Genomic DNA, 13,606 nt, shown 5'->3' with positions numbered 1-13,606 from the left:
TATTATTTTATACTCTTCAAATTATATTCTAAGGTTTAATTAATTTAAACCTTAAATGTGACTTCATATAGTGTTTTATTTATTAATAATAATCTCTTTTCCTTCTTTACGCATCTTCGCAAATTCAGCTGCTGCTGTGAAAAGTACATCCGTAGATGAATTAAGTGCCGTTTCACAAGAGTCTTGTAAAACACCTACGATAAACCCTACACCAACTACCTTCATAGCAATATCATTTGGTATGCCAAATAAGCTACATGCTAGAGGAATTAGGAGCAGCGATCCACCAGCCACTCCTGAAGCACCGCAAGCACATACTGCTGACAATACACTAAGGATAAATGCTGTAGGCAGATCCACTTTAATTCCAAGTGTTGTAACTGCTGCAAGTGTTAAAACAGAAATCGTAACTGCTGCTCCAGCCATATTAATGGTAGATCCTAATGGAATAGATACAGAATACGTATCCTTATCTAAACCTAGTTTTTCACACAATCTCATATTTACAGGAATGTTTGCAGCTGAACTACGTGTAAAGAATGCTGTAATACCACTTTCTCTTAAGCACATCAACACAAGTGGGAATGGGTTCTTTCGAATATAAATGTAAACAATAATTGGATTGACAACAAGAGCCACAAAAAGCATACATCCAATCAAAACTGCAAGTAAATGCCCATAGCTAGCTAAAACCTTCATTCCAGTTGTAGAAATCGCCTCAAATACAAGACCCATGATTCCAAGTGGCGCAAAGTCTATAACCCATTTAACTATTTGAGTTACTGCATCTGAAAAATTAGTAATCATCGTTTTTGTAGTATCCGGCGCATTTTTTAAAGCAGCGCCAAGAACTAACGCCCAAGACAATATGCCAATGTAGTTGGCATTAAAAAGTGCCTTTACTGGATTATCAACAACGTTCATTAGTAATGCTTTAAGAACCTCTACGACACCTCCAGGTGGTGTCAAACCACCTCTAGCCATTGCAAGTGTAAGTGTTACTGGGAAGATAAAGCTTACAACAACCGCTGTAAATCCGGCCAAAAATGTTCCTAAAAGATAAAGAACGATAATTGATTTCATATTAGTTTGATGCCCACTCTTATGCTTGGATATGGCAGACATGATTAAGAAAAACACCAATATAGGCGCAATTGATTTCAATGCACCAACAAATAAAGAACCAAAAATAATGACGAATTTCGCTTGCTCAGGAATCGCTAAAGCTAAGAAAATACCAACAGCTAAGCCAATAATTATTCGTAATACTAGGCTTACTTGATTCCACTGTTTAATTAATTTTTTCAAAATAATTTCCCCTCCAATAATTAATAATAACGAAATAATGCAAGTTTAGTGTATATAATAATTCATTTTAACATTTATAATATATTAATTCAACACAAAGTTAGCTTTTATCGCACTATTCGTGAAATTGAGTATAAAGACGTTCTTAAGTAGCAAAATATAATGGTATAAATTTCAAACTCTAAATCATTACTTTACTTTTGAAGTTCACAAATGTTAATATTGATTAAACTAGAAACAAAATGGAGGTTATATTGAATATGGAAATTGCTATTGCAAGTGATCATTCTGGATTTGCTTTAAAACAAGAGATAAAAACATTTTTAGAAACAAAAGGATATGAGGTTCAAGATTATGGAACATATAATGAAGAAGCCAGTGATTTGTCAGATTTTGTCTATCCCGCATCCTTAGCTGTTGCTAATGGTGAAGCTGATAGAGGAATTTTTATTGACGGAGTCGGGTACGGAAGTGCTTTAATTGCTAACAAAATATATGGTTTATATGCTGCTGTTTGTCAAGATCCATTTTGTGCAAAATTAGCACGATTACATTCTAATACAAATGTCCTTTGTATTGGCGCAAAAATAATTGGTTCAGGGATAGCACTTGAAATCGTAAATACCTGGTTAACTACAGATTTTCTTGTTGACACTAAAAAATATAAATTACGAGTGGACAAAATAAACGAAATTTCAGAAAAGCATTTGAAAAAGCTCTCCGAAATATAACATAATTAAAATATTTCTATATAAGTGAAGGGCGTCCATTTTGTGGGCGCCCTTTATCAACTAAGATAAGAAAGGCTGCATTAAGAATACTTATAAAATTCGTATTGTTAGGTCCATTGGGGTCATAACATAAACTGGAAGTTTATATTTGCTAATGATATAATAAAGGTAAAAGGCATGATGTATGAAATATATCAATGACCTTAAGGAGAAATGTTATGCTTAAGGTAATAATTTGTGAAGATAATGCGGTCCATAGAGGCAAGCTAAACAATCTTATAGAAAATACTATTTTAAGAGAAGAGTTAAGCTTGGAAGTAGCAGTTTGCACAGCGAATCCTGAAGAAGTGATAAGCTACGTACAAAAAAATCAAAACACAAGTATATATTTTTTAGATGTAGATTTGAAAAACAATATAAATGGCATAAGGCTAGGCGAGACTATAAGGGAAATGGATTCACTAGGCTTTATTATATTTGTCACAACTCATTTAGAGATGAGCTATTTGGCATTCAAATATAAGGTGGAGGCTATGGATTATGTAATAAAGGATGATGAAGATTTTAAGCATAGGGTTAACAGCTGCATTTTAAAGGCTTATAACACTTATTATAAATCAGAAAATAAAAATGGATACATATCCATAAAAGATGAATCAAGAATAATAAATATAAAGCTTTTTGACATTTTATTTATTGAAACTACAGTAGTGGCTCATAAGATATGTGTTCATGAGGAAGATAGGCGATTTGCCTTTTATGGTAATCTAAAAGATATTAAGGAAAAGCTTACTCCAAACTTTTACAGGTGTCATAAGTCTTATATTGTTAATAAGGATAAAATAAAAGAAGTGGACAAGAAAAATAATAAAATAATAATGGAAAATGGAGAAGAATGTTATGTTTCCTTTAGATACATGAAGGGGCTTTTAGCATGATATTTGAATCTTCTATAATTGTAATTTTAAGTTCTCTGATTATACCTTCCATACTTATTAGCATTTTATGTTGCATTTCTATATATATTTTAAATAAGGAATTAATAAGGAAAAAAGAGATAAGAAAATGTTTTTTTATATCTTTTATAATAGGAATATTCATTAGTACTGGTTCTTATTCAATCATTCTTCCTGCATTTTGTATAATTACTATTTTTCAGCTAAAAAATAATAGAAGTAATATAAAAGCATTGCTAATAATTTATGTGGTTTATTTATTTCATACGCTATACATTCTTGTATATGCTTTTTCAGGTAAAAGCTTATATAATATACCACCACCAAGATACAGCTTTTTAGAATTTATTATATTGTTACCAGTGGTTATTTTAAGCTGTTTAATAATAAAGAGCACTGTAAAAAGGAAAAAAGGCTATAATGAGCATACAGCGGATAAATTAAGATTTAGAATTATATTAATTATTAGCCTACCCTTAACTTTGATGATATTTGGACTGTGGTATATTTTGAGCTATCACATAATAGATAAGGGGAAAGTAGATTTTATTGTAGGTAACTTTATACCAGTAGCATTGCCTTTAGTAGTTATTATTCTTATAACCATAATTGTGTATAACTATGACAAGAGCTTAGAATATAGTGTTAATCTTAAAAGAGAGATTGAGGAAAAAAAAGAAATAATGGAATATTCTAATATGATAGAGGAAATGTACGGAGAAACCAGAAGATTTAAGCACGATTATATGAATATGCTGACCCCCCTTAAAGAATACATAGATAAGGCTGATATAGAAGGATTAAGGGAGTTTTTTTATGATAATATTATTGACATGGACAAGGACATAAATTGGAGTAATAGCAATATTGATAAATTAAAATATATCAAGGTAGACGGCCTTAAAGCAATACTATCTACAAAGCTAATAAAGGCAGCAGGACTTAACATTGATATAAAAGTGGAAATAATTGAAGATATAAAGAATATAGCTATGAATATAATGGATTTATGCAGAATCATAGGAATATTGCTAGATAATGCTATTGAAGCTGCACAAAAAAGTGAATATCCTAAGCTTTATGTTTGCTTGGTAAACAAAGATAATTATGTGACCATAGTTATTGAAAATAATTTTTTTGGGCAGAAACCTAAGATTTATAAGATATATGAAGAAGGCTATTCCACAAATGGGAAAAGACGAGGATTAGGTTTATATAGCGTAAAACAGATTTTAGATAAAAAATATCATAATGCATTCTTAAATACAAGCATAGAAGGTAAGATGTTTGTTCAAGAATTGTGGATAAAATATATTTAAAAAGCATCCTATGTGGATGTTTTTTTGCGTTTGATAATTTATTCAATTTTCGTAAACGTTAATTTTTTAAGCCTTATCGTAAAAAGAAGCTTTTTTATGAAGGATTAAATGTCACTTAGGAATAGCTAATCAATATAGTACTAAAAGATTGGTAATATATAATCATCAAGTAGAAATGGAGCTGATTATATATGACGCAAAAGCATTTATTAGAAACAGAGGGTTTAACTAAAGAATATAAGGGTAAAAAAGTGGTGAATAATCTAAACATTACAGTATATGAGGGAGATGTTTATGGATTTCTTGGACCAAATGGGGCGGGGAAAAGTACAACTATAAAGAGTATCATGGGTCTCATAAAGCCTACATCAGGAAAGGTTATTATAAACGGGTATGACGTTCATAGTCAAAGAGAAAAGGCTATTGAAAGGATAGGTGCCATGGTAGAAGCCCCAAGTTTTTATGGTGGATTATCAGGTTACAAAAATCTTCTTCTTATGGCTAATCTTTATGAACTTCCAAAGGAGAGGGTGAATGAAGTGCTTGAAATGGTGGATATGACTGATGCCGCAAATAAAAAGGTTTTAAAATATTCATTAGGTATGAAACAAAGGCTTGGAATTGCAAGAGCTTTTTTAAACAATCCCAATATAGTTATACTAGATGAACCTACCAATGGATTAGATCCTCAGGGCATAAAAGACATAAGAAAATTAATACACGATTTATCCAAAAAGTATGGAGTAACCTTTCTGATGTCATCTCATATATTGAGTGAAATTCAAGCCGTATGTAACAGAATAGGAATTATAGAAAACGGTTGTCTAAGAGTTCAAGGTTATGTTGACGAATTATTAAATACTGACGAGGAAATAATAGAGATTCATACTAGGGAAGAGGAAAAGACTGCAAGGCTTCTCACAGCCATGGACATTTCAATGAAAATCGATAAATTTGAGAGTGGTATAAGAATTAGGCTTAAAAAGGGTAATTTCCAGAACATAAATAAGCTACTAGTTTCAAATGAAATAAATATTGAAAATATAAGCTGCAAGGAAAACTCTTTGGAGGATTACTTTTTAAATCTAATGGAAGGAGATAAAAAATATGCTTAAGATTTTTAAAAATGAGATAATAAAAATGCTTAGTAGTAAAAAGTTTTATTTACTGTGCGCTATATTAATCTTCAGTATAATCCTCATGGGCACAATTGGTCATAGAATTAATGCAAATAACTTTGCGCTGGCAACTTTAGATGGCATAGTGATGAAACCTATAGTACCAATATTTATGGTGCTTGTTATAGCCGAAGTTTTAACTGAGGACTACAGCCTTGGAACTATGAAATTTTCTTTGATGACAACTATAAAGAAAAGTGATTTTATAATTGGAAAGCTTTTATTTATAGCTTTATATGCAATAATATTTATGGCTATTAGTTTTATTTTTAGCTATATTGTAGGGACTATTACATTTGGACTGGGTGGAAAAGGAGATGTTTTGAAAACTCTTGTTTTCAATATTAAATGTTATGGTATTATAATACTTCCTTTACTGTCCTTTTGTGCTATGATAAGTTTACTTGCATTGCTTATTAATAATAGTGGTACAATGATCGGTTTAGGAATAGGAATTGTTATACTTAGTATGCTGTTTATACCATTACAAGAGAATGTAATTTACTTTATGCCAGGTGGAGGAATGTATGCTGCGCCCTACATAAATAAGAGCGGTCCACACAGTATATTTTTATTTGCAATAGTTGCTGTTATATATATAATAGTATTTTCTTTTATAAGTTCATTGGTTATAAACAAAAAAGATATAGTACAGTAGCAGCTTCAGATTCATTAGGAATTGATTCATACTACATTAGTGATATTATTATACTTTTCAGTTAAGCTATAAACATAGAAATCCCATGTTCATAGTTTAACTTTTCATTCTCATCCTGAGTATTTTCTATTTTTGATATTGTAAATACTTGTTTTACTAAAGCCTTTTATATATATATAATTACTAAAAATAGCTAATAAAAATCCACCTAAAACATCAAGCGGATAATGGTGGCCTACATAAACTCTTGATATACCAACAATAATTGCTAGGATAATTAAAAGTTTTCCTAGTTTTTTTGTTTTATTATTAACTCCTAATGCTATAGTCATTACCCCTATTGCGTGAGTACTTGGAAATGAAGCATTATTTTTATGCGTATATAATAGATTTACTGTATGCTCACTAAATGGTCTTTGTTCATGCCACATAATCCCGATTATAAATGTTAATATAAAGTTTATTGTAATCAATACTATAATTGGAGTCACAATCTCCTTTGCTTTTTTATTTTTACCCCCATAACCTATTATTAGATATACTCCTAATAATAGTGCATATAAATAGATAACATACTTTGAAGATACAATCATAACAGTATCTAAAAATGCGTTTTTATCTGCTAAATTGTTTATTAGTCTAAATAAAGTCAAATTCATGTTTTCACTCTCCCATCTTTAGTAAAAAATAAAGAGCTTGTACCCTCATATATTAAAATCTCTTTTTATGTTTTTTAATATATCATTTTACCTTTACTAAATTATACTATTATTACCGTAAATTTGCTATATATCGTTCACTTGTTAATTATGACATTCTATATTTAGTGTATATATACCCTATTTTTAGAACATATGCCCTTAATTTGAAGTATTTATACAAAATTCACTGTATAATTAAATATATATAATTATAAAATGATAACTATTATGTTATTATATTACTATAGTTGTTATTATTAAAATCAATTTATATTTTATCTTAAACAAGCTATTAGATAATATATGTGAATTTATGTTTAAGAACCACCTTTTTAGTATTTATAAAATTTTTTTTGGGGGTATACAATGGATATTTTTTTAATTATAGGTATTATTACAGGTCTCGGTGCAATTGTTACCGGAATGACTCTAAAGGGTTCAAGCATTTCAGTATTACTAAATCCAGAAGCAGCAATTATAATTCTTGTTGGTACTACTGCAGCAGTAATGAATTCTTTTCCTAAGAAAGAGTTTCTTAAAATCCCAAGTCTTTTAGGTGTTCTTTTTAAAGAAAAAAAAAGAGACAACTCTGCTGAAACAATAGAAAAGATTGTTCAAATGTCACAAGTAACAAGAAAAAATGGATTATTATCACTTGAAGAAACAATTAAAGATATTAATGATAAATTTATGAAAAAAGGCTTGGAAATGGTAGTAGATGGTGTAGATCCAGAAACCGTACGTGAGATTTTAGAAATTGAAATTGACGGTCTAGAAGAAAGACACCGTTTGGGGGCATCAATTCTTACAACGGCAGGAGCATCTTCTCCTACATTAGGAGTTTTAGGAGCGGTTATAGGTCTAATTGGTGCACTAGGCAATTTAGCTGATACTCAAAAACTTGGTGAAAGTATCGCATCAGCATTTGTTGCTACCCTTTATGGTATTTTCTTTGGATATGTAATATTCCATCCTTTTGCATCTAGATTAAAAAGAAAGTCTAGTGAAGAAGTAAATACTATGAATATAGTACTTGAGGGCGTTTTATGTATCCAATTAGGAGAAAATCCAAAAAATATTGAAAATAAATTAGTATGTATGTTAGAACCTAAGGACCGATTAAAGTTCCAACAAATTAGCGCAGAGGAGAATAGTAATGAGAAAGAAAAAGGAACACTCTGAAGAGCATGTTGATGAATCATGGCTTCTTCCATACTCTGATATGCTCACACTTCTAGTTGCACTTTTCATTGTAATGTTTGCTATGAGTCAGGTTGATAAAGCAAAACTTCAGAAAGTAAGTTCACAATTTAACATAATTTTTTCAGGTGGTACTGGGATTTTACAAAGCGATAGTGGCACAATTGCTTCTATTGACCCAAGCTCATCCGCATCATCAGCTAGTTCTCTTGAGCAGAATACTATGATTTCATTGAAAAATACACTTGATAAAGAAATCAGTAACAATGGTTATTCAGGTCATATTAAAGTTGCTGTAAATAAAGATGGACTAGATATTTCAATAGAAGCTATTGCTCTTTTCGCTTCTGGTGATGCATCAGTATTAAAAAATGTAACTCCTTTGCTTTTAAAGATTTCAGCCATGCTTAAAAATTTGCATAACGATATTAAAATTGCAGGATATACAGATAATAAACCTATAAACAATTCGAAGTTTCGTTCAAATTGGGATTTAAGTTCTATTCGCGCTATAAATGTTATGACATATATGGTTAATTCAGGAGGACTTAATCCCAAAAATGTTTCAATTCAAGCCTATGGTGAATATAATCCTAAATATGACAATTCTACAGAGGCTAACAGAGCTAAGAACAGAAGAGTAGAAATTTTCGTTGCCCGTAAATATCCTGTAGCTACAAAGTAAGCTGTCATTCTAGATATCAACAATGGGAATAACAACACATATAACCCTTAATATAATCTGATATATTAAGGGTTATTGGCTATTTGCTCCTTACACTATGGCGCTAATCTTGTTCTATCTCTTGGAAATAATGATGCTTCTCTTACGTTTTCTAATCCTAGCAATTGCGCTGTGATTCTCTCAAGTCCAATTGCAAGCCCTCCGTGTGGTGGCATTCCGTATTTGAAAACAGAAGTGTAATTGTGATAAACCTCTGGTGTTAATCATTTATATTTAATAACTCACATTATACCACTAATTATCTAGAATTTTGCCATCAATCTCCTGTGTAATTCTTGAAATAAAAGCCTCTAGTGAACAGTTGCCCTCATCACCATTTTTTCTACTTCTAAGAGAAATACTTTCTGAGTTTTGCTCTTTTTCACCAATGACTATGATATAAGGCAATCTTTCAATTCGAGCCTCGCGAACTTTATACCCTATTTTTTCCGCCCTACAATCTAAACTAACTCTAATATTACTCCTCTCTAACTTGTTTTTTACGACCTCTGCATAATTGTTGTACAACTCAGATATAGGTAGTATTTTAACTTGAACAGGTGATAGCCATGTTGGAAATTTGCCTTCAAAATGTTCTATTAAAATACCAATAAATCTTTCTATACTACCAAAAATCACTCTGTGTATAACAATAGGTCTATGCTTTTCTCCATCACTGCCGATATATTTTAAGTCAAATCTTTGTGGAAGCTGTAAATCTAGTTGTATAGTTCCACATTGCCACTCCCTTCCTATACTATCTTCTAAATGGAAGTCAATTTTAGGACCGTAAAATGCTCCATCTCCTTCATTAATTTTAAAGTCCATGTTCATTTCCTCAAGAGCACCTATAAGTGAGCTCTCTGCTAATTTCCACTCTTCGTCACTTCCCATAGAATTTTCTGGTCTTGTTGAAAATTCCACTTTATATTTAAATCCAAACCTTCCATAAACTTCATCTATAAGTCTAACTACACCCTTTATCTCATCCTTAATCTGCTCTGGCCTCATAAATATGTGAGCATCGTCCTGTGTAAATGCTCTAACTCTCATAAGACCATGCAATGCACCAGATAGTTCATGCCTGTGCACCTTGCCTAGTTCTCCAGCTCTTATTGGTAAATCTCTATATGAATGAGTTTCTGATTTATATACAAGCATTCCTCCTGGACAGTTCATTGGTTTTATTGCAAATTCTTCATCATCAATGCTTACAGTATACATATTCTCTTTAAAGTGAGACCAATGCCCTGATGTTTCCCAAAGTTCTTTGTTTAATATCATCGGAGTTTCTATCTCAACATAACCAGCCTTTTTATGAATTTCTCTCCAGTACTCAATTAACTTGTTTTTTAAAACTACGCCATTGGGGAGAAAGAAGGGAAAACCTGGTCCCTCATCCATTAAAGCAAATAACTTTAGCTCTTTCCCAAGTTTTCTATGATCCCTTTTCTTTGCCTCTTCAAGCATATTCAAATATTCATCAAGTTCACTTTTCCTCGCAAATGCTGTCCCATATATTCTTTGAAGCATTTTATTTTTTTCATTACCTCGAAAGTAAGCCCCTGCAACTGATAATAGTTTAAAAGCTTTTACCTTTAAAGTTGATAAGACATGAGGTCCTGCGCAAAGTTCTATAAAATCTCCTTGCTTAAAAAAAACTAATTCTTCCCCTTCTGGCAAATCATTAATAAGTTCTATTTTATAGATTTCTCCCTTATCTTCCATGATTTTTAAAGCTTCTTTTCTAGAAACTACTGACCTTTCTAATCTTAAGTCTTCTTTAACTATTTTTCTCATTTCTACTTCTATTTTTTCGAGTGTATCCATAGTAAAGGGTTCTACTACATCGAAATCGTAATAAAATCCATTATCTATTGCAGGACCAATAGCTAATTTAGCATTTGGATATAATCTCTTTACTGCTTGAGCAAGTATATGAGAGGCGGTGTGTCTAAGTGCCCTTCTTCCTTCTTCTTCATTAGAATTTATTACAGTGCCATCTTTCATTACAATTTTCAACATAAATATTCCTCCTTCAAAAAATAATAAACCCGTCCCAAAGTAAGGGACGAGTTTTATCTCGATTTAGGGACATCTTTTGTCCCAATTCCACCCAAATTACAAAAGCATAATTAAAAACGCTTCTATCACTCAACACCATTAACGCCGGCTAGCGGAAATACTTACTTAAGTTCAGTAATCAACTCAGAGGTGGTTTTCAACATTGCTTGCTTAAGAAACTTTACAGCCGATGAGTTTCTCTCTCTTAAAGCAGCCTAATATTTACTTTTCCTCGTCATAGTTTTTAATTTAAAACTATTGTATTCTAAATCGCCTTAATTGTCAATATGTGTTTTAATTAAATAAATATGTATATTAAACCTATAAATTATTAATTTTCAAATCATTATCATATTTCAATGATTCTATTAAGAAAATCCATACCTTCTATGACGTGAGAAACAACAATTAATGTTCCTTCATAATCCTTGTCCCTTAAAATACCTAGAATTAAGTCTCTTGTTTCAACATCTACATTTGAAATTGGTTCATCTAAAATTATTACATCCTTATTAGAAAGGATAACTCTTATGAAAGCTATAACCTGTGCCTGTCCACCTGAAATTCCAGAATTGTTCTGAGTTATTTCAGTGTCCAAACCTTTAGGTAATCTATTAATATATTCCTGAAGTCCTAATTTTTTTATAAGTTCTTCCACGTCTTTAAGTTTCTTTTTAGTTTGCCCATACAATATATTAGCTAAAACAGTTCCCTTAAATAGAAATATACTCTGAGATACAATGCCTATTCTTTCCCTTAAACTTTTGGTGTTAACCGTAGACATATCTATATTGTTGCATAATATTCTACCCTCTACTGGATTATATAAGCCTAGCAGTAATTTTATAATTGTAGATTTACCCGAACCATTTTCCCCTTTAATAAGAACTTTTTCGCCTTTAATTATTTCGAAATTTATATCATTAAGCACATTTTTTATATTGTTTTTATATTTAAAAGCCACATTTTCAAATTTAATACTCTTAATTTCTTCATTTAAGTTTTGGTTTTTACCACTATTTTCATCATCCATATCTAAAAGTTCGTAAACCCTCTCAATACTTAGACATACTGGCTTTATCATAGTTCCCATAGTACCTATTCCTTGAATGCTACTAAAAACCTTAGTTATATATAAAGAAAAAGATGTGTATAATCCTACTGTAAATTCTCCCTTTAAAATCAAAATTCCTGCAATAAGTAATACCAAAAGAGATCCAAAATTATTAATAAATGTTATATTCCCCATGAATATAATCATAGATTTACTTTGTTTTAAGCTACTTTTTACGAGCTTAGATAATTTATCATTAAACTTTTTAAGATGATTGCTTTTTCCATTAAGTATTTTTATGTCCTCAATTCCATTGATTATTTCAAAACACTCTCCATTTAAAGTTGCATTATATTCTAGCATTTCTTTTGTATTCTTCATGAAATTGCCCATTGACATCTTAGATGAAAAGAAAAATAATGGTGTCAAAATAAGAATTACTATAGATAGTTTATAATTTATAGCAAACATTGTTACCAAGGCAAGTACAGCATCTGTTAGACTTAAAACTATGCCCACATAAGATGGTGAAAATATACTACCAACAGTGCTACATTCCGCTATTCGACTCTGCACATATCCCTTCTCAGTATTTGCAAGATAACTCATAGGTAGTTCCATAACTTTATCCATTACAGTACATCTAAGCTCATTAACCACTAGATTGTTAATCTTTACAAACATGTAGTTTGAAAAAATTGAAATAAAATAACGCAAAACATAAAATACAGCTATTATACCAATATAATAATAGAGCTGATTATATCCCTTTTTCGCTATTAGCACCTTGTCCATAATAATCCCTATTATATATGGAATCGGGGTAGCAATAACTGAACCTAATAACATACCTATAATTCCTGCAATAAAAACCAACTTATGTTTTTTTATAAACGGTGTTAATTTTAATAAACTGCTTATTTTGCCCATCATATCTCCTTTAAATATTCATTTTTGATTATATATTACCCAGCTTAAGTGCTCTTCTAGCTTGTTCAGCATATAATATACCATTATTATACAACTAAATAAATATTAGTGACCATGTTTTTTTAGTTTTAATTTCATAACCACCTAAATTACTTTTACTCTCGTACAAATATGGGTCACAGATTCATCATGGGTAACTATAATTATAGTTTTCCCCTGTTCATTTAGCGATTTTAATAAACCTAGTATCTTATTTTTATTTTTTTCATCGAGGGATCCCGTTGGCTCATCAGCTAAAATAATATCACAAGGCTTCACCATTATTCTTGCAATTGAAACCCTTTGTTGCTCCCCTCCACTTAACTCATATACTTTTTTCTTTTCATAGCCTTGTAATCCAACATCACATAAAGCTTTAATTACTTTTTCATGTTTCTGCGCAGAACTAATTTTAATATATTTCATAGCTATATTAAGGTTATATTCAACAGTAGCATTATCTATTAGAGCAAAATTTTGAAATAAATACCCTATTTTCTCACGAATCATTTTTGGTGTTTTTTTGTTTGTAGGAGTTAATCCTGAAACACCATGAATAATTAATTCACCATTATCAAAATCTTCTATTAATCCAATTATGTTAAGCAACGTACTTTTACCTTTTCCGCTTACTCCCTTTATAGCAATAATCTCGCCATTTTTAACACTTAAATTAAATTTATTTAATATCATTTTTTTTCCGTAACATTTTGTGACGTTCTTAAGTTCTATAATATTCATATA

General features: G+C 30.7%; 12 protein-coding genes, 1 pseudogene and 1 other annotated feature. Of the genes and pseudogenes, 7 read left to right on the top strand and 6 right to left on the bottom strand.

Features of this window, described 5'->3' with window-relative positions; genetic code table 11:
• Positions 1-75 precede the first annotated feature (75 nt).
• Positions 76-1,308, bottom strand: a complete 1,233-nt coding sequence (gene sstT, locus A7L45_RS03340) for a serine/threonine transporter SstT (protein ID WP_071611453.1) — start codon at positions 1,306-1,308, stop codon at positions 76-78.
• 242 nt (positions 1,309-1,550) lie between these two features.
• On the opposite strand from sstT, the gene rpiB reads away from it, so the two are divergent.
• The 5 genes from rpiB to A7L45_RS03315 all read left to right on the top strand — a co-directional run bounded on the left by rpiB (position 1,551) and on the right by A7L45_RS03315 (position 6,150).
• Positions 1,551-2,039: a ribose 5-phosphate isomerase B gene (gene rpiB, locus A7L45_RS03335; RefSeq protein WP_338132995.1), complete on the top strand. Its 489-nt coding sequence runs from the start codon at positions 1,551-1,553 to the stop codon at positions 2,037-2,039.
• Between the two features lie 218 nt (positions 2,040-2,257).
• Positions 2,258-2,977, top strand: a complete 720-nt coding sequence (locus A7L45_RS03330; RefSeq protein WP_071611451.1) for a LytR/AlgR family response regulator transcription factor — start codon at positions 2,258-2,260, stop codon at positions 2,975-2,977.
• Positions 2,974-4,314, top strand: coding sequence for a sensor histidine kinase (locus A7L45_RS03325; RefSeq protein ID WP_071611450.1), 1,341 nt, complete (start codon positions 2,974-2,976; stop codon positions 4,312-4,314). The genes A7L45_RS03330 and A7L45_RS03325 overlap by 4 nt, the downstream gene beginning before the upstream one ends.
• Before the next feature lie 191 nt (positions 4,315-4,505).
• Complete coding sequence (locus A7L45_RS03320) at positions 4,506-5,429, top strand: ABC transporter ATP-binding protein (protein WP_071611449.1); 924 nt, start codon at positions 4,506-4,508, stop codon at positions 5,427-5,429.
• Positions 5,422-6,150 (top strand): ABC transporter permease, encoded by a 729-nt coding sequence (locus A7L45_RS03315; protein WP_071611448.1) that lies wholly within the window; start codon positions 5,422-5,424, stop codon positions 6,148-6,150. Before A7L45_RS03320 ends, A7L45_RS03315 begins: the two co-directional genes overlap by 8 nt.
• A 110-nt stretch (positions 6,151-6,260) precedes the next feature.
• On the opposite strand, the gene A7L45_RS03310 is transcribed toward A7L45_RS03315, so the two are convergent.
• Complete coding sequence (locus A7L45_RS03310; protein WP_071611447.1) at positions 6,261-6,809, bottom strand: undecaprenyl-diphosphatase; 549 nt, start codon at positions 6,807-6,809, stop codon at positions 6,261-6,263.
• 408 nt (positions 6,810-7,217) lie between these two features.
• Between A7L45_RS03310 and motA the strand changes: the two genes are divergently transcribed.
• Together motA and A7L45_RS03300 are read left to right on the top strand one after the other, a co-directional pair.
• A complete protein-coding gene (gene motA, locus A7L45_RS03305; protein WP_071611446.1) occupies positions 7,218-8,033 on the top strand; it encodes a flagellar motor stator protein MotA in 816 nt (271 codons plus the stop codon).
• Positions 8,008-8,736 (top strand): flagellar motor protein MotB, encoded by a 729-nt coding sequence (locus tag A7L45_RS03300; RefSeq protein WP_071611445.1) that lies wholly within the window; start codon positions 8,008-8,010, stop codon positions 8,734-8,736. The genes motA and A7L45_RS03300 overlap by 26 nt, the downstream gene beginning before the upstream one ends.
• A 95-nt stretch (positions 8,737-8,831) precedes the next feature.
• Here the strand turns inward: A7L45_RS03300 and A7L45_RS03295 are convergent.
• The 4 genes and pseudogenes from A7L45_RS03295 to A7L45_RS03280 form a co-directional block, all read right to left on the bottom strand.
• Positions 8,832-8,984, bottom strand: a pseudogene (locus tag A7L45_RS03295) (amino acid--tRNA ligase-related protein); the annotation flags it as partial.
• 46 nt (positions 8,985-9,030) lie between these two features.
• Positions 9,031-10,800: a threonine--tRNA ligase gene (thrS, locus tag A7L45_RS03290; protein WP_071611444.1), complete on the bottom strand. Its 1,770-nt coding sequence runs from the start codon at positions 10,798-10,800 to the stop codon at positions 9,031-9,033.
• 62 nt (positions 10,801-10,862) lie between these two features.
• Positions 10,863-11,087 (bottom strand) — a binding site (T-box leader).
• Positions 11,088-11,188: 101 nt separating this feature from the next.
• A complete protein-coding gene (locus A7L45_RS03285) occupies positions 11,189-12,823 on the bottom strand; it encodes an ABC transporter ATP-binding protein (RefSeq protein WP_071611443.1) in 1,635 nt (544 codons plus the stop codon).
• A 144-nt stretch (positions 12,824-12,967) separates the two neighbouring features.
• Positions 12,968-13,603, bottom strand: coding sequence for a putative bacteriocin export ABC transporter (locus tag A7L45_RS03280; RefSeq protein ID WP_187350228.1), 636 nt, complete (start codon positions 13,601-13,603; stop codon positions 12,968-12,970).
• Positions 13,604-13,606 lie beyond the last annotated feature (3 nt).

The organism is Clostridium estertheticum subsp. estertheticum, from assembly GCF_001877035.1.
Lineage (GTDB): Bacteria > Bacillota > Clostridia > Clostridiales > Clostridiaceae > Clostridium_AD > Clostridium_AD estertheticum.
Note: the sequence above shows the minus strand (reverse complement) of the source record. Positions and strands in the feature narration are given on the sequence as shown.

Excerpts from the sequence above, each read along its gene's own strand:
- rpiB (WP_338132995.1), top strand. The coding sequence starts at position 1,551 with ATGGAGGTTATATTGAATATGGAAATTGCTATTGCAAGTGATCATTCT.
- A7L45_RS03330 (WP_071611451.1), top strand. The coding sequence starts at position 2,258 with ATGCTTAAGGTAATAATTTGTGAAGATAATGCGGTCCATAGAGGCAAG.
- A7L45_RS03325 (WP_071611450.1), top strand. The coding sequence starts at position 2,974 with ATGATATTTGAATCTTCTATAATTGTAATTTTAAGTTCTCTGATTATA.
- A7L45_RS03320 (WP_071611449.1), top strand. The coding sequence starts at position 4,506 with ATGACGCAAAAGCATTTATTAGAAACAGAGGGTTTAACTAAAGAATAT.
- A7L45_RS03315 (WP_071611448.1), top strand. The coding sequence starts at position 5,422 with ATGCTTAAGATTTTTAAAAATGAGATAATAAAAATGCTTAGTAGTAAA.
- A7L45_RS03310 (WP_071611447.1), bottom strand. The coding sequence starts at position 6,809 with ATGAATTTGACTTTATTTAGACTAATAAACAATTTAGCAGATAAAAAC.
- motA (WP_071611446.1), top strand. The coding sequence starts at position 7,218 with ATGGATATTTTTTTAATTATAGGTATTATTACAGGTCTCGGTGCAATT.
- A7L45_RS03300 (WP_071611445.1), top strand. The coding sequence starts at position 8,008 with ATGAGAAAGAAAAAGGAACACTCTGAAGAGCATGTTGATGAATCATGG.
- thrS (WP_071611444.1), bottom strand. The coding sequence starts at position 10,800 with ATGTTGAAAATTGTAATGAAAGATGGCACTGTAATAAATTCTAATGAA.
- A7L45_RS03285 (WP_071611443.1), bottom strand. The coding sequence starts at position 12,823 with ATGGGCAAAATAAGCAGTTTATTAAAATTAACACCGTTTATAAAAAAA.
- A7L45_RS03280 (WP_187350228.1), bottom strand. The coding sequence starts at position 13,603 with ATGAATATTATAGAACTTAAGAACGTCACAAAATGTTACGGAAAAAAA.